The following is a 21153-nucleotide window of genomic DNA, read 5'->3' as shown; positions in this document are numbered from 1 at the left end:
AGCTCCCGGCTTGTTCTGAAACTATTGACACTATATGTGTCATTATATCGGCCGATACGCAAGATTGTTTGACCCCGGCGCCAAGTCGGGCCAGCAGGGAGGCGATGACGACAGGGGTGAAGAAACTGAGCGCGCCACGGACCGAGCCCGAGCGGGTCGATGGTCGCCGCGAACGCGGGCGGTCGAGTCACAAGCGCATTGTTCAGGCGATGATGGAGTTGATCATTGCGGGCGACTTGTCGCCGAGCGCGGCGCGCGTCGCTGAGGAGGCCGGCATCGGTCTGCGCACTGTGTTCCGTCATTTCGACGATATGGACGCGCTCTATGCCGAGATCACGGCAACGATCACCGACCGCGTCGCGCCGATCGTCATGGCGCCCTATCCCGACCAGCCGTGGCGCGCGAATATCCGAGAACTCGTCCGCCGGCGCGTTCGCCTGTTCGAGACGACTTTGCCGTTTCGCCTCGCCGCCAATATCAAGCGCTACCAATCCCCCTTCCTGATGGCACAATATAGCCGCGTTGTGATGTTCGAGCGCGAGTTGATCCTTTGCCTGCTTCCCGGTCAGGTCCGCGCCGACCAGATTGGTGTCGAGGCGTTGTGCGCCACGCTGTCGTTCCACACCTGGCGGACGCTGCGCCACGACCAGAGCCTGTCCGCCGAAGAGGCCGGGACGGTGATGGGGCAGATGGTCGAGGCGGTGCTGGCGACGATCGTCGAACAGGATTGATGCGCGAGGCTTCCGTCCTGTTGTCGCTGGCCCTGCTCGGCGCGCTCGTGGCGTGCGGCAAGGCGAAACATGCGCCGCTTGCCGAAGCGAAACCGCCCGAATGCGCGGCGATCCCGGCAGAGGAATATGTGTGGATCCCCGGTGCGACCTTTGCGATGGGTGCCGATGCGCATTTGCCCGAGGAAGGTCCAGCGCGCGACGCGACTGTCGCTGGCTTCTGGATGTCGACGCACGAGGTCACCAACGCCGAGTTCGCCGAATTCGTGAAAGCGACGGGGTATAAGACGCTCGCCGAACTGGACCCGCCGAAGCTGCCCGGCGCGCCGCCCGAGATGCTGATCCCCGGCGGCGCGGTGTTCACGGTGCCAACCGACGGCAACCCGAACTGGTGGCGCTGGGTGGTCGGCGCCGAGTGGCAGCACCCGGCGGGGCCCCAAACGAATATCGACGGGCGCGGCCGCGATCCGGTGGTGCAGGTCGGGTATGACGATGCGCTCGCCTATGCCAAATGGAAGGGCAAGACGCTGCCGAGCGAGGAACAGTGGGAACTCGCCGCGGCGACCGGCGGCGCCGACCGTAACGTGCCGGTCGACAAGGCGGGCAAGCCGCAGGCCAATTATTATCAGGGCGCCTTTCCGGCGCGCGACCTTGGCACCGATGGCTTCACCAGCCGCGCGCCGGTCGCCTGCTTCCCCGCCGACCGGCATGGCGTTTACGACCTGATCGGCAATGTGTGGGAATGGACGACGAGCCAGGCGGGCGGCGAGAACAATGTGATCAAGGGCGGCAGCTTTTTGTGCGCGGCCAATTATTGTGCGCGTTACCGCCCCGCAGCGCGCCAGTTCCAGGAACGCGGCCTAGGCACCGATCATATCGGGTTTCGCCTGATCGATACGGCGCGCCCGGCGCCGGCGGCGCCAGTCCCAAGCGAGGACTGACAGCAGCACGGCAATCCCGCCGACCCACAGGCCGACGCGGATGAGGCGCGGCTTGCCCTGATGTTCGAAGGCATAGGCGTTGATCTGTTCGTCGGCGGTGTAGCCCGCGGGCATGTCGAGCACGCCATTCGCCTTGGCATAGGCGCGATAATCCGCGATCATCGCGGCGAAGCGGTCGGGCTGCGCCCCAGCAAGGTCGCGCGTTTCGCCGGGGTCGGTTTTCAGATTATAGAGCCGCCATTTGCCGTCGCCGGTCGGCGCGAGGTTGCGCACCAGCTTGTAATCGCCGCGGAACAGCGCCGCATTGCCCGACAGTTCGTAACCGAGCGGCGTATCGCCATGGACGCTGCCCGCCCCGCCTTTCAGCATCGGGACAAGGCTGCGCCCGGTGACGGGCTCGACCGCCTTGCCTTGCCATGACCCGCCGTGGCCTTGCACGCCGACAAGGTCGGTCAGCGTCGGCAGAATGTCGGTCACATGCGCGAGGCCATTGCTGATACCGCCCGCACGGATATTCCCATTGCCCGGCCAGGCGATGATGAGCGGCACGCGCAGTCCGCCCTCGGCGGCGGTGAACTTATACCCCGACAAGGGCGATGCCGCGGCGCTCGCCCAGCCGGGACCGATCGCGGCGAAACTGCCGCGCCGGCCGATATTTGCCGTCGCAAGATCATATTGCATGCCGAGAAACAGCCGGTTGCGCAGGCTGTGAAACGGATTGGTCGGCTCGGAGCCATTGTCCGACAGGAAGACGAAGATCGTGTTCTCATAATCGCCCTTAGCCTTGAGGTGCGCGACGAGGCGGCCGACCTCGCGGTCCATCGCGGTCGCCATGCCGCCATAAGCCTGCATCACGCGGATCGCGGCGGCGCGCTCTTCGGCGTCGAGTTTCTTCCAGTCGGGCGTCGTCGCCATCGTGACGATCGGTATGCCAGCGGGCATGATGCCCAGCATCGCGGCGCGCTTTGCCCGCGCTTCGCGGAGCGCGGTCCAGCCATCCTTGTACATCGCCGAATAGCGCGCGATGTCGCTGTCGGGCGCCTGTATCGGGATGTGGTTGGCGAGGAAGTTGATCGAGGCGAGGAAGGGTTTGCCGCTTTGGCGCCCCTCCTCGATATAATCGATCATCCGCCGGACGACGAAATGCGAGGAGTAATAATCCTTGGGCAGGGTCGCGGGCCTGCCATTCTCGGTCCACGCGGCAGTGTCGTACATGCCCTCGATCGGGCGCTGCTCGAAATTATCGGCGCCGGCATCGGCTAGGCTGTAAGCGCGGTCATATCCGCGAGCGTGGGGCAGTCGCTTGGCATCGCTACCAAGGTGCCATTTACCGGTGAGATAGGTGCGATAGCCTGCGGCCTTCAGAAGCTGCGCGATCGTCACGACGCGCAGGTTCATCACCGTGTCATATCCGGGCTTGCCGCGATGCTGGTCGGGGATCGTCTCGGGCATGTTGCCGAGCCCGTTGCGATGGTTCATCACCCCCGTTTGCAGCATCGCGCGCGTCGGCGAGCAAGAACCCGCGACATGGAAGTTCGAGAAGCGCATGCCCGACTGCGCGAGCGCGTCGATATTCGGGGTCGCAATCTCCGAACCGAAGGACCCGACATCCGAAAAGCCCCAGTCGTCGGCGAGCAAGATCACGATATTCGGTTGTTTTGGCGCCGTTTTTGCAGGTTGCGCCTGCACAGGACCCATCGCGATCAGGGCGCCGATTAGGATGATGGCAGTACGCCGGGACCCGCCTAAGCGACCCGGCATTTAGTGGTCCTCCTGCGCACTGCCATCACTCCCACCCCCTCGGGATGTGACACTTACTATGTCAATATATTGTCGAGTCAATGGGGGCGGTGCGCGGCCAGTTATTTATCGTTCACGATATTCTGGCGCGCGCTTTTCGAGGAAGGCCGCGAGCGCTTCGCGATGGTCTTCGGTGGCCGAAAGGATCACCTGCTGGCGGTCCTCGATCGCCATCGCGGCGTCGAGGCTTGGCGCGTCGATGTTGAGGTTTAGCGCCTGTTTCGATAGGCGCAGACCATAGGGCGCGGTCGCGAGCATTTCGTCGGCGAGCGCGAGCCCGTGGGTCAGCAGCGCCTCCTCGTCGACGATCTCGCTGACGAGGCCCGCGCGGAGCGCACGCTCGGCGTCGATGAAGCGGCCGGTCAGGATCATCTCGGACGCGAGGCTGGCGCCAACGAGGCGCGGCAGGAAATAGCTCGACGCCATATCGCACCCGCCAAGGCCGATGCGGATATAGGCGGCGTTCGCCTTGAACGAAGGCGCGGCATAACGCACGTCGGACGCGAGCAGCAGCGACAGGCCGCCGCCGCACGCCGCGCCCTGCCCCAGCGCGATGATCGGCTGCGGACAGGCGCGCATCTTGCGATAGATATTGCCGATGCGCGTCTGGGTGCGCAGCGTGCGAAGCACCGGCGTTTCATCGCCCGAGCGGTCTTCCTGGATATCGAGCCCGGCGCAAAAGCCGCGCCCCGCTCCGCGCAGAACGACAACGCGGACCTCTGGGCGCTCGGCGAGCCCGCCGAAATAGGCATTGAGTTCGTCGACCAGCGCCTCGTTCAGCGCATTGAGCCGTTCGGGCCGGTTGAGCGTCGCGATCTCGACCGCGCCGCGGCGTTCGATCAGCAACGCAGTCACAATGTCTGCCCGTCGTCGACGGTGATGACGCTGCCGGTGATGCCGAGCGCGGCGTCGGAGCAGAGGAGGAGCAGCGGCGCGTGGAGGTCGGTGGCGGGGCGCATGCGCTGTCGCGGGAAGCTTTTCACCATCGCGGCGCCCGTATCGCTATCGAACAATTCGGCGGTCATTTCGGATTCGAAATAGCCGGGCTGGATCACATTGACGCTGATCCCGCGCCGCGCCCATTCGCGCGCCAGCGCCTTGCCGAGGTGGCGCACCGCCGCCTTGGTCGCGCCATAGACCGATGTTGCAGGAAAGACCTTTTCGGCGGTGATCGAACCGATCAGGACGATGCGGCCGTGCTGTTTTTCGCGGCTACCAGCCTTGTCGAGACGCTTGGCCCCTTCGGTCGCGGTCAGGAAGACGCCGCGGACATTGGCGGCGAGCAGGAAATCGACGTCGGCGGCGGTCAGGCTCATCGCCATCTTCTCGGTCGCGACCCCGGCATTGGCGACGATCGTGTCGACGGTGCCGAAGGCAGCCTCGGCGGCGTCATAGGCGGCGATCGTCGAAGCCTCGTCGGTGACGTCCATACTGACCGCGATCGCCTGCCCGCCCGTAGCCTCGATCGCGGCAACCTGTTCGGCCAGCTTGTCGGCGCGGCGCGCGGCGAGCACCACCTTTGCCCCTGCGGCGGCGAGCGCCCTGGCGAAACCCGCGCCGAGGCCCGAGGAGGCGCCCGTCACCAGCGCCACGCGTCCCGTGAGGTCGAACTTCGGTTGCTCCGCCATCAGACTCCCTTTCCTTCGTTTGCTATGCATTGACCCTGATTGACGTTCGCGTCAACCGGACGGAGAGGCGCGCTGAAAAACTGCGAGAAACAGGTTGACGAATGAGTTTTGTTCTCTTAATGTTCTCATCGTGCACACCAAACCTCATCCCCCGTCGCGGCTGCCAAGCGCGGCGGGCGGGGGATAAAGGTTCGCTCAGCGTCCGTCGCTGGGCTTGACGATATATCGGTCGCGATCCTCGACCGGCACATTGCCCTGGATCAGATGGCGACTGGCGTAGACACCGTTGCAGATGTCGATGTCGAACCGCTCCTGATCGCGCCGCCGCGTTTCGTCCATGATGTCGCCGATCGCCTCTTCGTCGACCTCCAGCCGCCGCAACGCTTCCTCCGCCATCACCAGCGCCGATTCGAACGTCTCGCGCACCTGATAATCGGCGCGGGCATTCACCAGCTCGATCGCATGTTCGCGGTCGAAGGCGCGGGCGAGCAGCGGGATGTGCGGGAACTCGGCCTTCACCAGCTCGACGATCTTGAGCGTCGTTTCGCGGTCGTCGGTCGCGACGATGATCATCCGCGCATCCTGCGCACCGGCGGCATGAAGGATGTCGAGCCGCGTGCCGTCGCCGTAATAAATCTTGAAACCGAAGGCCATCGATTCGCGGATCGCGATCGTGTCGGTGTCGATCAGCGATATGGTGCAACCATTGGCGAAGAGCGGCTGGCTGACGATCTGGCCGAAGCGGCCAAATCCGATCATCAACACGCTGGCGCTAAGATTGTCGGCGACGTCGAGATCGTCGGCCCGATCCGCGGCGCGCGGCATGAAGCGGTCGTGGAGGATGATCATGATCGGGGTCAGCACCATCGACACGATGATGATCGCGGTCAGGATCGCGTTGCTTGTCGCATCGATGATCCCGACGCTCGCCGCCGCGGCATAAAGCACGAAGGCGAATTCGCCGCCCTGCGCCATCAGCACCGCGCGCTCGACCGCCTCCGCATTGCTGCTCCGGAACAGCCGCGCGACAGCATAGATGACGATCATCTTGAGCGTCATGTAAGCGGTGACCGAAATCGCGATCAGGCCTAGATTGGCGGCGACGATATTAAGGTCGAGCGCCATGCCGACGCCGAGAAAGAAGAGGCCGAGCAAGACGCCGCGGAACGGCTCGACGTCGGCCTCAAGCTGGTGGCGGAACGAGGATTCGGAGAGGAGCACCCCGGCGAGGAAGGCGCCCATCGCCATCGACAGCCCCGCCGTCTGCATCGCGAGCGCGGCGCCGAGGACGACGAGCAGCGCCGCCGCGGTCATCACCTCACGCGCCTTGGCCCGCCCGAGCAGGCGGAACATCGGGTCGAGCAGGTAGCGCCCCGCGAGGATCAGCCCAATGATCGCGCCGAGGCCGATCGCAACCGAAATCAGACGGTCGGTCATCGACACCGCCTCGCCGCCCGGCGCGAGGAAGGCGGTGAGCGCGAGCAAGGGCACGATCGCCAGATCCTCGAGCAGCAGGATCGCGATGATCCGCCGCCCCTTCGGCAGCCCCATCGCGCGTCGTTCGTCGAGCATCTGCATGACGATCGCGGTCGAGGTCAGCACGAACCCGGTGCCCGCGACGAAGCTCGCCGCGACCGGATAGCCGAGCGCGAGCCCGACGCAGATGAGCAGCGCGATCGCGCCGCCGACCTGCGCCGCACCGAGCCCGAAAATTTCGCCGCGCATCGCCCACAGGCGCGACGGCTGCATCTCCAGCCCGATGATGAAGAGGAACATGACGACGCCGAGTTCGGCGACGTGGAGGATCGTCTGCGCGTCCGAGAAAAGCGCCAGCCCGAAGGGACCGATCGCGAGCCCCGCCGCAAGATAGCCGAGCACCGAGCCGAGCCCGAGCCGCTTGAACAGCGGCACCGCGACGACGGCGGCGGCGAGCAGGATGACGATCGGCAACAGATCGAACCCGTGCGCGGCGGCTTCGGCGGCATGGGCGGTGTCTGCGGCCATGGTTCGTCCCCTACCCGGTCGTTGAGCGGTCAACGTGCCCGGGAAAGGTATAAGGAATCAAGGCCCGGCGCGAAAATAACGGATCAGCGCGCGCCATCCGTAGAACGCGAATAGGGCCGCGCGCCGGGCACCTTGCCCCAAGCGGTATCGGGCTTCGCCTGCATCGTGAAGCGCAGCGTGCCGCCGCCGCGGATTTCGGCGTCCGAAATCCAGCTGCGCGTCAGCGGCTTTCCGTTGAGCTCGACCTTGCCGACGTAGCGGTTCGCGTCGGACAGCCCCGCCGTCTCGACGGTGAAGCGCTTGCCGCCGGGCAGGTTCAGCACCGCGCGGTCGACGAAAGGCCGGCCGATCACATATTGGTTCGACCCCGGCGCGACCGGATAGAAACCGAGGCCGGTGAAGACGAGCCACGCCGACATCTGGCCAAGGTCATCGTTGCCCGACAGCCCGTCGGGAGTCGGCTTGTATTGGCTGTCGACGATCTGCTTCAGCCGCTCCTGCGTCCGCCACGGCGCGCCGGCATAGGCGTAGAGATAGGCCACATGATGGCTCGGCTCGTTGCCGTGGATATATTGGCCGATCAGCCCGGCGATATCCTCGGCATGGCTATAATCGAGCTTCGAGATGTCATAATCAAACATCGCGTCGAGCTTGGCGATCGTCTTGGCATCGCCGCCGAGGATGCGGAAGAGCCCGGCCTGGTCCTGCGGGACGAACCAGCTATATTGCCACGCATTGCCCTCGGTATAGTCCGAGCCATAGTTGATCGCGGTCGGATCGAACGGGGTGCGGAAGCTGCCGTCGGTCTTGCGCGCACGAAGCCAGCCGGTCTTGGCGTCGAAGCTGTTCCGCCAGTAACCGGCGCGCTTGTAGAAGCGGTCGGCGATGTCCTTGCGGCCCATCTTTTCCGCCATCCGCGCGATCGTCCAGTCGTCATAGGCATATTCGACCGTCTTCGACGCCGCTTCGGGTTCGCGGTCGATCGCGACATAGCCGAGCTTCATATAGTCGCCGAGCCCGCCATAGGGGGCGTATTCGGCGCTCGCGACCATCGCGTCCAAAGCCTCGTTCGCGTCGAAATCGCCCACGCCCTTCATATAGGCGTCGGCGATCACCGGGACCGCGTGATAGCCGATCATCGTCCAGGTTTCGCGGCCGTGAAATTGCCACACGGGCAATATGCCGTGCGGGCTGTGCTTGCGGCTGGCGACGAGCGATTTGACGATGTCGCTGTTCGTTCTGTCGGGCTGGACGAGCGTCAGCAAAGGATGCTGCGCGCGGAAGGTATCCCAGAGCGAGAAGGTCGAGCGGAAAGTGAAATCCTTGGCACTGTGGACCTGATCGTCGGGGCCGCGATAGCGGCCATCGACATCGCTCCACACGCTCGGCGCGAGCAGGCTGTGATAGAGCGCGGTGTAGAGATTGGTGCGCATCGGCGCTGGCGCTTCGATTTGAAGCGCGCCAAGCGCCTTGCGCCATTCACCTTCGGTGCGGGCGCGAACGGCGTCGAAACCAGCGCCTTCTGCATCGAGGTTGGCGACCGCGCCGGCCTCATCAACGCCCGAGAGTGCGACGCGCACTTCGAGCGGGCCGGTCAGCGCGCCGAAATCGAGCCGCGCTTCGAGCGCCTTGCCGAGCTTTTCGGCGAGCGCGTCGCTGCCGCGGCCGGGTGCCTGAAAGCCCTTGTACGCGACCTTCTCGTCGCGATCGAGGAAAGCATGCCCCTTGAGCGGCGCCGAGAAGCGCATCGCGAAATAGAGCTTGCGCCCCGGCGCCCAGCCGCGCGTCTCGCGAAAGCCGGTGAGCGTGCCGTCGTGGCGAAGGTGAAGGCCGGACCAGAGGATCTTGCCCGGATAATCATAGAGCGACGAGCGGAGATCGAGCAGCAGGTGCGCGTCCTTGCCCGCCGGGAAGCTGTAACGATGGATGCCGACGCGGGTGCCCGCGGTGAGTTCGGCGCGGATGCCCGAATCCGCAAGCGTAACGGCATAATAGCCGGGGCTCGCCTTTTCGGTCGCATGGTCGAAACGCTGGCGATAGCCCGAACCGGGCTGTTTCGGATCGCCGGGATCGAGCTTGACCTCACCAACCTGCGGCATGACGAGGATGTCGCCAAGGTCCGAATGGCCGGCGCCCGAGAAATGCGTGTGGCTGAACCCCTGGATCGTCGGATCGTTATAGCTGTAGCCCGCGGCATGATCATAGCAGTCGCGGATCTGGCACGTCGCGTCGGTGTCGGGCGACAGCTGGACCATGCCGAACGGCGCGGTCGCGCCGGGGAAGGTGTGGCCTTCGGGGCCAGTGCCGATCATCGGGTCGACGAAGCTCAGCGGATCGGGCGCCGCTTGTTCGGCGAAAGACTGGATCGGCAGGAGCGCGAGCAGCGCGGCGGCAGCGGTCAGGCGTTTCATCCTGGCTTTGTGCCGCGAAGGCCGGGCGCTGTCCAACGTCATCATGCGCGGACGTCCATTGCGTCCATCGCCAGCGCGATCGCGCCGAGTGGCCCCGCCATCGTGCCGAGTTCGGGCGCGATGACATAGGAGCCGCCGCCGGGAATCTGCATATAATCCGCGAGGCTGGCCTCGAGCCTTGCGTTGATGCGCGGCAACAATTGCGGCTGCCCCGCAAGCACGCCGCCGCCCATTGCGACGCGCATCGGCCCGGTCGTGCAGGCAAGGTCATGTATCATGGTCGCGAGTGTGTGCACGATCGGTTCCCACACCGGATCATCGGCCGCGACGTCCGACAAGGACCGGCCGGCGAGCCGGGCGTTCAACGCGGTTCCCGAGGCGAGCCCCTCGACGCAATCGTCGTGGAAACGGCAAACGCTCGGCACGTCGTCACCCGCAAGACGCGGCACAAGGACATGGCCGATTTCGCTGTGGCTGAAGCCGCGCGTCGGACGGCCGTGGACGATCAGCCCGACGCCGACCCCGGTGCCTACGGTGACATAGGCAAAGTCGTCGAGACCGCGGCCGCTGCCCCAGCGGATTTCGGCGAGCGCGGCGCCGTTGACGTCGGTGTCGAACCCGATCGGAACGTCAAAGGCCGATTGCAGCGGCCCGAGCAGGTCGGCGCCTTCCCAATCGGCTTTGTTGGTCGCACCGATCTGGCCGTAATCGGCCTTTGCGGGATCGAGCCGGATCGGCCCGAAGGAGGCGATACCGAGAGCGCAGAAGCCGTATGACGACGCCCACTCATCGAGCACCGCCTTGATCGCGGGCAGCGTTTCCCATGGCACGGTGGTCGCGATCGTTCGCTGGTCGCGGATGTCGTCCGGCCCCGACGCGAGCGTGCAGATGCACTTGGTGCCCCCCAGCTCGACGCCGGCGAACAGGCGCGTTTCGCCGCGGTCTGTTACTGCACCATCCATCAGCGCCATCCCCCCGCTCGATCGTCGAGGCTTTTGAAGGGCGCCGGAGCGCAGCGCAAGGCCGAACGTGGCAGGATTGGGAGAGGTTTCACAACGCATTCCGTTCTTATCATTTTCTTTTCGTTACCAAAAATTTGTCGCAAATTTGCGTCATGCGGGCGCGGAACCGAAAGATGGCGGGCGATCGGCCCTGGCGGTGCCGAACGCTGACGGCGTGGCGCCCATTTCGAAGACCAGTTCGCCGCCGCCGATCAGGTCGGCATGCGCGATCCAGTTCTTGCTCCACGGCTTGCCGTTCCAGCGCACCGACTGGACATAAGGCCGATCAGCAGCATTGCCCTCGGCACGGACGGTCAGCGTCTTGCCCGCGCCTACCGTCACCTCGGCGACATCGAACAGCGGCGATCCGAAGACGTAGATCGCGCTCACCGGGTCGACCGGGTAGAAACCCAATGCCGAGAGGATGAACCAGGCACTCATCTGGCCGCAATCATCATTGCCGATCACGCCGTCGGGGTCGTTCTTGTACATTTCGGTGAGCAGCCGCCGCACCATCGCCTGCGTCTTCGCGGGGGCGCCGCAATAGGCGTACATATAGGCGACATGGTGGTTCGGCTCATTGCCGTGCGCATATTGACCGACGAGCCCCGAAATGTCGGGCGGCGCATTGTCGGGCAAGGTCGATGGCGCGTTGAACAGCGCGTCGAGCTGTTTCTCGAACGCCGCGTCGCCGCCGAAATGGTCGATCAGGCCATAGACGTCATGCTGGTTGAGGAAGGTCGCCTGCCAGCCGTTCGCCTCGGTATAGTCGCGCCATTTCTTGACGTCATGGCCGATCTGGACCGGGTCATAATCCTGCCACCAGCTGCCGTCCTTGAAACGCGGGCGCGCGAAGCGCGTTTCGGGGTCGATGACGCCGCGATAATTTTGCGCCCGCTTGCGCAGCGCCGCGGCATCCTCCTTGGCGCCGACCGCGTCGGCGAGATGCGCCATCGCCCAGTCGTCATAGGCATATTCCTGCGTCCGGCTGACCGATTCCCACACCTCGTCGCACGGGATGTAACCGAGGTCGTAATAGAAGCCGCGGCCCAAGGTGCTGTCGATATCCTTATAATCGCGATCGAAGGCGCGGCGGCGGATATTCGGCCAGGCGGCGGCATAGTCGGCCTTGATCCCCTTGGCATGCGCCTCGGCGAGCACCGAGACGCCGTGCCAGCCGATCATGCACGCGGTCTCGACTCCCTGCAGCGGCCAGACGAGCGGGCCCGCGGGGCTCTGCGCGGTCTGGCGGCAGATGTCGCGCGTCAGCAGCGCGGCACGGTCGGGATCGATCAGCGTCAAGAGCGGGTGGAGCGCGCGATAGGTGTCCCACAGCGAATAGGTGCTGAACGCTTCCTCGCCGTTCGCGGCCTGATGCACCTCGCGGTCGAGCCCGACGTAGCGGCCGTCGCGGTCGGTGAAGAGCGTCGGCGCGAGTTGCGCATGATAGAGCGCGCTCGCCATGATGACGCGCTGCGCCTCGGTGCCGCCCGACACGCGGATGCCGCCGATCGCCTTGGCCCAGGTGGCGCGCGCAGCCTTGACCGCACCATCGAAATCCCAGCCCTTCGCCTCACCGGCGAGCGCATCGCGCGCGCCCTGCACGTCGACCGCCGAAAGGCCGGTCTTGATCAGGATCGGCGGGCCACCGGCATCGTCGAAGAAGAAGGCGAGCTTGAGCTTGTTGCCCTTGATCGACGTCGCGCCGTCGGGCGCGGGATTGCCGTCGTCGCCGAAAAATTGCACGCGGTCGGGGCGGCGCGACATTTGCATCGCGAAATGGATATGGCGGCCCTTGGCCCAGCGGTTGACCTGCCGGCTGCCGGTGAGCGTTCCGTCTTCGCCAAGGTCGAGCGAGGCCTTTTCGACGACGATGCCCTTGTCCCAGTCATCCTCGATCGCGTGAGCGAAATCGATCAGGATATGCCCTGCCCCTTGCCCGAAATGATAGCGGTGCAGCCCGCAGCGTTCGGTGACGGTCAGTTCGGCGAGCACGCCGGTTTCGAGCTTCACGCGGTAATAGCCGGGCTCGGCATGTTCGTCCGAATAGCGTTGGCGATAACCCTCGCCGGGCTTTTCGATCGTGCCGGGTTCGAGCTTCAGCTCGCGCCGCGTCGGCACGACGAGCACATCGAGCATGTCGCCGATGCCGGTGCCCGACAGATGCGTATGGCTGAACCCCATGATCGAGCCATCTTTCTGGTGATAGCCCGAACAGGCATCCCAGCCGTGGGTGTTCGTGTCGGGGCTCAATTGCGCCATGCCGAAAGGCAGCGACGCGCCGGGGAAGGTGTGGCCGTGCCCGCCGGTGCCGATGAAGAGATTGGGTTTGCCAACGACGGGCGCTGCGCCTCCGCCCGCGACGCGCGAGCAGCCAGCGGGGATCGCGCCGCCAAGTGCAAGCAGGCCGGTGGTAGCAAGAAGCTGGCGGCGGCTGGTCGTGATCATCGCGCCCTTCCCGTTCACAGCGGCCGCGACAGCAGCGCGGGACGCTTGTCGGCGACCTCGACGATCAGCTGGCCGAACAGCGCGTTCGCCCAGGCGAACCAGCTGCGCGTGAAATTCTTGGGATCGTCCTTGTGAAAGCTTTCGTGCATGAAGCCGGTGCCGCCGTGCGTCGTCTTCAGCCAGCGCAGGCATTGCAGGATCGTCGCATCGTCGTCGGCGTTCATCGCACGGGTGATGATCGACATCGGCCAGATCATATCGAGGCCGATGTGCGGCCCGCCGATGCCCTCGGCCGCCTTGCCCTTGAAGAAATAGGGGTTGCGGTCGGACCAGGCGAGTTCGGCGGTGCGGCGGAACAGCGGGTCGTTCCTGTCGACGACGTCGATCAGCGGCAGGCCCGACAGGCTGGGCACATTGGCATCGTCCATAAAGACATAATTGCCGAAGCCGTCGATTTCATAGGCCCAAACCTGCCCGCCCTTGCCGTCGTCGATCAGCGCATGCGCTTTCAGCGCGGTCTCGACCTCGGCGGCGAGCGCCTCGGCGTCAGTCGCCGCGGCGTTATCGCCGCGCGCTTCGCGGTGGACGGTCGCGATCTTGCGCAGCACCGACACCGCGAACAGGTTCGACGGGATCAGGAAGGGATAGAGGCACGCATCGTCCGAGGGGCGGAACATCGAGTGGATCAGCCCGATCTTTTTCGTCGGCCGGCCATAGCCGCCGAGCATCAGACTGTCCGACGGCTGGAGCGCGGGACGCTGAAACTTGTACGGCCCCGGCCCGTCCTTGCGCTGCTGTTCGCGGAAAGTCTGGACCGCGAGCTTCATCGCGCGCGACCATGTCTCGTCGAACGGCGCTTTGTCCTTCGTGCGCGTCCAATATTCGTGCGACAGGCGCATCGCGTAACAGAGCGAGTCGATTTCCCATTTGCGCTCGGCGACGCCGGGCTTCATCTCGGTCTTGTCGGTCTGCGACCATTCGAGCTTCGACGGCGCGGTCGGGTCCTTGTCGAACGCATTGGCGTAAGGGTCGATCAGGATGCAGCGCGCCTGCCGCTGGATCAGCCCCTGGAACAGCCGCTTCAGCTTTGCGTCCTCGGCGACGAGATGGATATAGGGCTGCACCTGCGCTGAGCTGTCGCGCAGCCACATCGCCTCGATATCGCCGGTGATGACGAAGGTGTCGGGGCGGCCATCGAGCGTCCCCGCCTGTACCGTTGTGTCGAGCGTGTTCGGGTAGCAATTCTCGAACAGCCAGGCGAGTTCGGGGTCGGCGATCCGCGCCTTCACGCGCGCGATCTCGGCCTCGATCGCGGGGCTGGTGAAGGCGCGCTCGGCGGGCGCGGGGCGCTTGCTGGCGAAGCCGGTGGCGGCGCGTGCGGCGGTCGGCACGGCGGCGGCGAGCGCGAGCGCACCGGCTCCGGCCATGATTTCGCGGCGGCCCAGGGTCATGTTCATCTCCGAATTCATTTGGACGGCGCACTGATCGAGAAGGGCGCATCGGCGGGGGCGGTGCCCCATTGCTTGTTGGGCGTGGCGCGCATCACGAAGTCGACCGTGCCGCCCTGCGACAAGGCGCGGTGGGTGAAATAGGTCTTGGTTAGCGGCTTGCCGCCGAGCGCGACCGACTGGAGATAGATATTCGCATCGCTGTTGTTCTTCGCGTTGATCGTGAGCGTCTTGCCATTGGGCATCGTCAGTTCGGCCTTCTGGAACAGCGGGCTGCCGATCGCATATTCGCCCGTCGCCGAGGCGACCGGATAGAAGCCCAATGCCGAGAAGACATACCAGGCCGACGTCTGGCCATTATCCTCGTCGCCCGGATAGCCGTCGGGCGCCGACGAATAGAGCTTGGCCATGATGTCGCGGACATGATGCTGCGTCTTCCACGGCGCGCCCGCCCAATTATAGAGATAGGGCATGTGCTGGATCGGCTGGTTGCCATGGGCATATTGGCCCATGTCGACGATCTGCATCTCGCGGATCTCGTGGATCACCTGCCCATAATAGCTTTCGTCGAAGATCGGCGGAGTGGTGAAGATCGCATCGAGCCGCTCGACGAATTTCTCGCGCCCGCCCATCAGGTTCATAAGCCCCTGAACGTCCTGCATCACCGCCCAGCTGTAATGGAGCGCATTACCCTCGGTGAAGGCGTCGCCCCATTTATAGGGGTTGAACGGCGTCGACCACGACCCGTCCTGGTTGCGGCCGCGGATCCAGCCGCTCTGATTGTCGTAGAGCTTTTGGTAGTTCAGCGCCCGCTCGCGATATTTCTTCGCATCACCTTCCTTGCCGAGCAGCTTGGCGAGCTGCGCGATCGAGAAGTCGGCGGTCGCATATTCGAGCGTGCGCGCGGCATTTTCGTTGATGCCGACGTCATAGGGGACATAGCCGAGGCGGTTGTAATATTCGGCGCCCTCGCGCCCGACGGCGGCGATCACCTTGCCCGCCTTGTCGCGCGGCCGGCCCTCGCTCGTCGTCGCATTCTTGATCATCGCTTCATACAAAGTCTCGACGTCGAAACCGCGCACGCCGTTGAAATAGGCGTCGGCGATCAAATTCGCCGAATTCGACCCGATCATCACATTGCGATAGCCGGGGCTCGCCCATTCGGGCAGCCAGCCGCCCTGTTTGTAAGTGTTGACCAGCCCCTGCATGATCTGGCTGTCGAGTTCGGGATACATCAGCGCGAAGAAGGGGAAGACCGCGCGCCATGTGTCCCAGAAACCGTTGTCGGTGAACATGTAACCGTCGTGCACCTTGCCGTCATAGGGGCTGTAGTGGACGATTTTGCCGTTCGCGTCCTTTTCGTAAAAGACGCGCGGGAATTGCAGCATCCGGTAGAGCGACGAATAGAAGGTGCGGATTTTTTCGGGGTCCGGATCGGTGACGCGGATACGCGAAAGTTCCTTCTCCCACGCCGCCTTCGCCTTTGCCTGCGTCGTATCGAAACTGTCGCTGCCGATTTCGCTGCGCAGGTTCAGCAGCGCCTGTTCGGGGCTGATGAAGGACGAGGCGACGCGGACATGGACCTTGTCGCCCTTCTTGGTCTTGAAGCTCAGCACCGCGCCGACATGGTCGCCTTCGCGGGCAAGTTCGTTTGTCGGCGCATTCTCGCCCGCCCAGGTGCGTGCGAGCGTGAAGTCGCGGTCGAATTCGGCGACGAAATAATTGTGGAAATTGTCGGGCACGCCGCCGTGATTGTTGCGGACATAGCCGGTGATGCGGCGGCTCTTGACGTCGACCTTGACCATCGAGCCGCCCGCGAGCCCGTCGAGCAGGATATGCGCGTCGTCGCTTTCGGGGAAGGTGAAGCGGAACTGCGCGGCGCGTTCGGTCGGTGCGACCTCGGCGGTCACGTCATAGTCGGCGAGATAGACTTTGTACGAATAGGGGCGCGCAACCTCAGCCTTGTGGCTGAACCAGCTGCCGCGCTCCTGCTGCTTGACCTTCACCGGCCCGGTTTCGGCCATCAGCGCGAAGGCGGCATAGTCGTTCATCCACGGGCTCGGCTGGTGCGTCTGCTTGATACCGCTGATCTTCTCGCCGTCATAGGTATAGCCCCAGCCGCTGCCGGGCTCGCCGGTCACCGGGGTCCAGCTGTTCATGCCGAAGGGGACGGCGACCGCGGGATAGGTGTTGCCGTAGGACAGGCGATAGCTGGAATCGGTGCCCATCAGCGGGTTGACGTAATCGACGAGCGCGATCTGGTTCGCGGCCGATTGCGCGAGGGCGGCGGGCGTCCCGACGCTGGTGAGCAGGAGCGCGCTTGCCGCGGCGCCCAGCATCATCTTGCGGATCGTCTTCACTTCGTCTCTCCCCTGTTTGCCGTTCGGGCCGGCAGCGGGCGCGCTGCGACGCCCTCGTTTGTCATTATCACCGGCGCGATTGTGCCGTCGGCGTTGAAAATCATGCGGTCGATCGCAAGCTGGCGCCGCTCGCCGCTCGTCTCGCTAAGCGGGCGGCGGTGATAGGCGATATACCAGTCGTCGGTGCCCGGCACATTGACCACCGAATGATGGCCCGCGCCGCGCGCAATCTTGAAATCCTGCTCCAAAATCTTGCCCATCGGCTTGAACGGCCCGATCGGCGACGGCCCCATCGCATAAGCGACCGAGTAATCGGGGCCGGTCCAGCCGCCCTCCGACCACATCAGATAATAGACGCCCTTGCGCTTCACCATGAACGAGCCCTCGACATAGCCGGGGGGCGTGATTTCCTTATAGGTCGTGCCGTCAGCGAAGGGGATGATCGAGGTCAGGTCGTCGCCGAGGCGGACGACGTTGCAATGCTTCCAGCCGCCATAATAGAGATAATGCTGCCCATCATCGTCGCGAAAGACGAACTGGTCGATCGGCTGCGCACCATTGTGGAAGGCATCGATCAGCGGCTTGCCGATCGCATCCTTGAACGGTCCCTCGGGCCGGTCGCTGACCGCGACGCCGATGCCGCCGAGTTGGTCGTCGGACTGGATATCGTTCGCGCCGAAGAAGAGATAATATTTGCCGTCCTTCTCGATCGCCGACGGCGCCCACACCGCATAGGCAGCCCACGTCACATTCTCGACATCGAGCGCGTGATCATGCTTCGTCCAGTGGACGAGATCGGGCGATGAAAAGACGTTGAAGAAGGTTTGGAAATAATAGGACGGCCGGACCGTCTTCTGCTCGCGCAGCTGTTTTTGCCGTTCACTGAAATGTTTGGAGACGTCGGGCGTCTCGCCATGATCCGAATAGGTCGGATAGATCCAGTAGCGGTCGCCGAAGACGCGGATCTCGGGATCGGCGTACCAGCCGGGGACGATCGGATTCTCTGCCGCAGCCGTGCCGCCGGTTAGCAGCGCCATCCCCAAGATCAGCGATTTCAACCCGACTCGCACTTTGCGCCGCTCCCCATTTTATCTGTCATAATAATCATACCAGCTCTTCTGGAAAGAGACGGGTGACTCCTTGCGGAGCCACCCGAGGGGGAGAGCTGGGGTATGGGCCCCATCAGAACTTGTACGAAACACCAACATAAGCGCGGCGACCGAAGTAATTGCTGCGGACGAAGCGGTCCTTGGTGTCGTTACCAAGGTGCTGGCGCTCTTCCGACTTGGTCAGGTTGATGACCGAAGCGGTGAGCATCAGCCCGTCCATCAGCTCGTACGAGGCATTGATGTCGACCTGTTCATAGGGGTCGGTGTAGACGTTGAGGCCCGACTGGAGCCCGCCGACGACTTCGCCGCGGCGATTGTACGATGCGCGGACGAGGAATTTGTCGGTTTCGTAGAAGACCGACGCATTGACCTGCGTCTTGGCGCTGCCGACCAGCGCCGACTTCCCGACCGCCTCGCCATCGAGCGTGATCTCGGCGACCGAGGTGTCGTTGTAGGTGAAGTTCACCTGTGCGCCGAGGCCGAAGTCCAGCGTGTGCTGGGCATAGACTTCGACACCCTGCGACTTGGCGTTCGAGCCGTTGGCGACGGTCGAATAGGGCTGGATCAGCACCTGTTCGCCGTTCACTTCGCGCGTCACGTCGAGCACCAGCGGGACGACGAAGTCCGACACGTCCTTGCGGAAAACGCCAACACCGAGCACCGACCCACGCTTGAAATACCATTCGACACCAAGGTCATACTGCCACGCCGAAAAGGGCTGGAGGTCGGCGTTGCCGCCGCTGCCCGACCAGCCCTCGAACTCGCCGAACTGGCCGCGATCGAAGGCATATTCCGCCGAACGATAGGTCAGCGAACGCTGCGACCCCAGATCGTTGAACGACGGACGCGCGATCACCTTGGCGACGGCGCCGCGAACGACGATATCGGGAGTAACCTCATAGGCGACGTTCAGGCTGGGCAGCCAGTCGGTGTAGCTCTTCGACTGATCGACCTGGGTGTTGACGATCACCTCGCGCTCGTCGAGCGGCCTCACCTGACAGTTGCCGTCGGAGCCGACCGGCACGTTCGGATCGAACGGGCCGCCCGGGCCGTCGACGCAATAATCGTTCAGGAATTGCAGGCGGTCCGAGGTCAAACCGGACTGCTTGGTGTGCGCAACGCGCACGCCGATGTTGCCGCGGAGCGGACCGGCTTCGAAATCGGCCTGCACATAGCCGGCGAACACCTTCTCCTTCAGATTATAGGTGTTGTTCGGTTCGGGCACGCGCACCGACGGGCCATAGGTGTCGTTGATATAATCGAGATAATTTCTGAAGTTGATGCCGGGGAACGCGCTCGCGTTGAACCCGCCGGCGATGTTGCCGATCGGCTTGTCATAGAAATATTCGGGGCGCGCGACCGCGCCGGCGGGCGTGTCCTGATAGCGCAGCTTCGTTGCCGGATCGGCGTACCATTCGTTGCGGCCAGTTTCGCGGTGGATGCTCATTTCACGCCACTTTCCGCCGACGCGAAACGCGCTCAAAAAACTGTCGAAGCGGCGGACGAGATCGAGCTGCGCATAACGCTGCGAGATCGCGCTGTTGGTGAAGCCCGAGCCGGTCGAGCCGACGTCGATCTGCGCGATGCCGTTCTTGATATTTTCCTGCAGCTCGGGCGAGAATTCCATATTGAGGTTGCCGCCGGTGAAATCCCATTCGCTCAGGAAATTGCCGTTCTGCTCCTGCCCGGTAATCGTCAGGCGCGGCTTCACGGCGACGCCGAAGCGCATCGACGGACCGCCGGTAGCCTTCGTCTTCCCGAATTTCAGCACCGCGTCGAAATTGTCCTGATTCCAGGCCACCTCGGTCTCGAACGTGTCCGAAACCTGCTTTTCGCGGCTGTACGTCCCCGCGATCTGCGGCGTTTCCATCGTGCACGGCGGCCGGTCCGGCACTACCAAGCATCCGGTTCCCGCGGGCGGCACCTGGAAATTCGCCGACTGGAAGATCGTCCCGCTCTCGTCGAAAGTCGGCGCTGTGAAGAAATTTCCATAGCCCCATTCGGGAATCTTCAGCACGTTGCTCTGGAAGCTGCTCTTGTAATCGAAGCGGAAATAGTTCGCGGTAACGGTCAGGTTTTCGACCGGGCGCATCTGCGCCGTCGCCTGGATGCCGAGCCGCTTGCGCTGCTGCGAAAAAATTTCGGCGTTGACCGACTGCGGCGCCCAATAACCCGAATAATGCTTGCCGTCCTGCCCCGTCACGCCCTCGCCCGGCCAATAGGAAATTGCGTCGTCATTCTCGAACGGATTGCCGTTGACGTCGGTTGCGGGGGTGATGATGTCGCCGTTGGCGTCGCGGTCGCTCCACCAACGCCAGGTTTCGGTCGAGCCGCGCAGTTCGCGGTTCGCGCGTTCCTGATAGGTCACGCCGACCAGGAAGCCGAGCCGCTCTTCGGGGTCTTTCCACGAAATCTGGCCGGCAATCTGCGGGTCGAATTTCTTGGTTGTGTCCGAATAAGTGCCCTCGGCCGAGACGAAGCCCGACCAGGCCGGCAGGTCGAACGGACGGCGGGTGTTCAGGATAACTGTGCCGCCGACGCCGCCCTCTTCGAGCCGCGCCTCCGCCGATTTATAGACTTCGGTGCTGCCGATGAAGTTCGACGGCAGCAACACATAGTTGAACGAACGCGACGGATCGCCGCTGTCGGCACCTGCGATGAAATTGCCGTTGAGCAGGGTGAGGGTCAGGTCCGACTGGAGACCGCGAATGCTGACGCGGCTGCCTTCGCCGCCGTCACGCGTGATGATCACGCCGGGGACGCGCTGCAGCGCGTCGGCGACGTTCTTGTCGGGGAATTTGCCGATGTCCTCGGCGGTGATGACTTCGACCAGCGCATTCGCTTCGCGCTTCTGCTCGAGGCTCTGCTCGATCGATTTGCGATAGCCGGTGACGACGATCGCGTCGCCCGGCGCTTCGGCCGTATCGTCCGCCTGCGGCTGCGCTGCGGGTGCTGCCTGCGCATAAGCCTGTCCGGCGCTGCCCAACGCAACGAGCGCGCCCGCGCCCAGCATCAGTTCGCGCACCAGCCGCTCGCGCCGCGTCGCCTTCGCTGAATGGATTTGACCTGCCTTCATCACATCGACCTCCCTGTTCGAGGGGCTGTTCGCCCCCACTCGTTATTCGGCGCCTTTGGAGTCGCCGAGCAGCGGATCACTCCGACCCGTTGAGCCTCTATCAGAATATAAAAAACAATTTGTCAAAATAATTTTTTCGAGCCGGTGGCGGGACGCGATGAATCGTTACAGACCCGTCACGAAGAGCCAATTTTTCTCA

13 protein-coding genes are annotated in these 21153 nt (G+C 64.1%); 2 read left to right on the top strand and 11 right to left on the bottom strand.

What is annotated here, in order from left to right:
* The first annotated feature begins 104 nt into the window (after positions 1–104).
* Together SKP52_RS03970 and SKP52_RS03965 are read left to right on the top strand one after the other, a co-directional pair.
* Positions 105–731, top strand: coding sequence for a TetR/AcrR family transcriptional regulator (locus SKP52_RS03970; protein ID WP_052207780.1), 627 nt, complete (start codon positions 105–107; stop codon positions 729–731).
* Positions 731–1669, top strand: a complete 939-nt coding sequence (locus SKP52_RS03965; RefSeq protein ID WP_039571990.1) for a formylglycine-generating enzyme family protein — start codon at positions 731–733, stop codon at positions 1667–1669. Before SKP52_RS03970 ends, SKP52_RS03965 begins: the two co-directional genes overlap by 1 nt.
* Here the strand turns inward: SKP52_RS03965 and SKP52_RS03960 are convergent.
* The 11 genes from SKP52_RS03960 to SKP52_RS03910 all read right to left on the bottom strand — a co-directional run bounded on the left by SKP52_RS03960 (position 1589) and on the right by SKP52_RS03910 (position 20954).
* Positions 1589–3313 carry an arylsulfatase gene (locus SKP52_RS03960; protein WP_267128038.1) on the bottom strand — a complete coding sequence of 575 codons (1725 nt, stop codon included), beginning with the start codon at positions 3311–3313 and terminating at the stop codon, positions 1589–1591. The genes SKP52_RS03965 and SKP52_RS03960 overlap by 81 nt on opposite strands.
* Before the next feature lie 222 nt (positions 3314–3535).
* Positions 3536–4324: an enoyl-CoA hydratase/isomerase family protein gene (locus SKP52_RS03955; protein WP_039571988.1), complete on the bottom strand. Its 789-nt coding sequence runs from the start codon at positions 4322–4324 to the stop codon at positions 3536–3538.
* Positions 4321–5097 carry an SDR family NAD(P)-dependent oxidoreductase gene (locus SKP52_RS03950; RefSeq protein WP_039571986.1) on the bottom strand — a complete coding sequence of 259 codons (777 nt, stop codon included), beginning with the start codon at positions 5095–5097 and terminating at the stop codon, positions 4321–4323. The genes SKP52_RS03955 and SKP52_RS03950 overlap by 4 nt, the downstream gene beginning before the upstream one ends.
* A 195-nt stretch (positions 5098–5292) precedes the next feature.
* Positions 5293–7101: a monovalent cation:proton antiporter-2 (CPA2) family protein gene (locus tag SKP52_RS03945; protein ID WP_039571984.1), complete on the bottom strand. Its 1809-nt coding sequence runs from the start codon at positions 7099–7101 to the stop codon at positions 5293–5295.
* An 83-nt stretch (positions 7102–7184) separates the two neighbouring features.
* Positions 7185–9512 (bottom strand): GH92 family glycosyl hydrolase, encoded by a 2328-nt coding sequence (locus SKP52_RS03940; RefSeq protein ID WP_039579701.1) that lies wholly within the window; start codon positions 9510–9512, stop codon positions 7185–7187.
* A 41-nt stretch (positions 9513–9553) separates the two neighbouring features.
* Positions 9554–10474, bottom strand: a complete 921-nt coding sequence (locus SKP52_RS03935; protein WP_052208849.1) for an ROK family protein — start codon at positions 10472–10474, stop codon at positions 9554–9556.
* Positions 10475–10624: 150 nt separating this feature from the next.
* Entirely contained in the window at positions 10625–12961 is a 2337-nt protein-coding gene (locus SKP52_RS03930) for a GH92 family glycosyl hydrolase (protein WP_039579695.1), read from the bottom strand.
* 14 nt (positions 12962–12975) lie between these two features.
* Positions 12976–14412: a glycoside hydrolase family 125 protein gene (locus SKP52_RS03925; protein WP_039579692.1), complete on the bottom strand. Its 1437-nt coding sequence runs from the start codon at positions 14410–14412 to the stop codon at positions 12976–12978.
* A 14-nt stretch (positions 14413–14426) separates the two neighbouring features.
* A complete protein-coding gene (locus SKP52_RS03920; RefSeq protein WP_039579688.1) occupies positions 14427–16751 on the bottom strand; it encodes a GH92 family glycosyl hydrolase in 2325 nt (774 codons plus the stop codon).
* 14 nt (positions 16752–16765) lie between these two features.
* Complete coding sequence (locus SKP52_RS03915) at positions 16766–17806, bottom strand: glycoside hydrolase family 43 protein (RefSeq protein ID WP_052208848.1); 1041 nt, start codon at positions 17804–17806, stop codon at positions 16766–16768.
* Positions 17807–17951: 145 nt separating this feature from the next.
* A complete protein-coding gene (locus SKP52_RS03910) occupies positions 17952–20954 on the bottom strand; it encodes a TonB-dependent receptor (protein ID WP_228383815.1) in 3003 nt (1000 codons plus the stop codon).
* Positions 20955–21153: the final 199 nt, after the last annotated feature.

This window comes from Sphingopyxis fribergensis (assembly GCF_000803645.1).
Lineage (GTDB): Bacteria > Pseudomonadota > Alphaproteobacteria > Sphingomonadales > Sphingomonadaceae > Sphingopyxis > Sphingopyxis fribergensis.
Note: the sequence above shows the minus strand (reverse complement) of the source record. Positions and strands in the feature narration are given on the sequence as shown.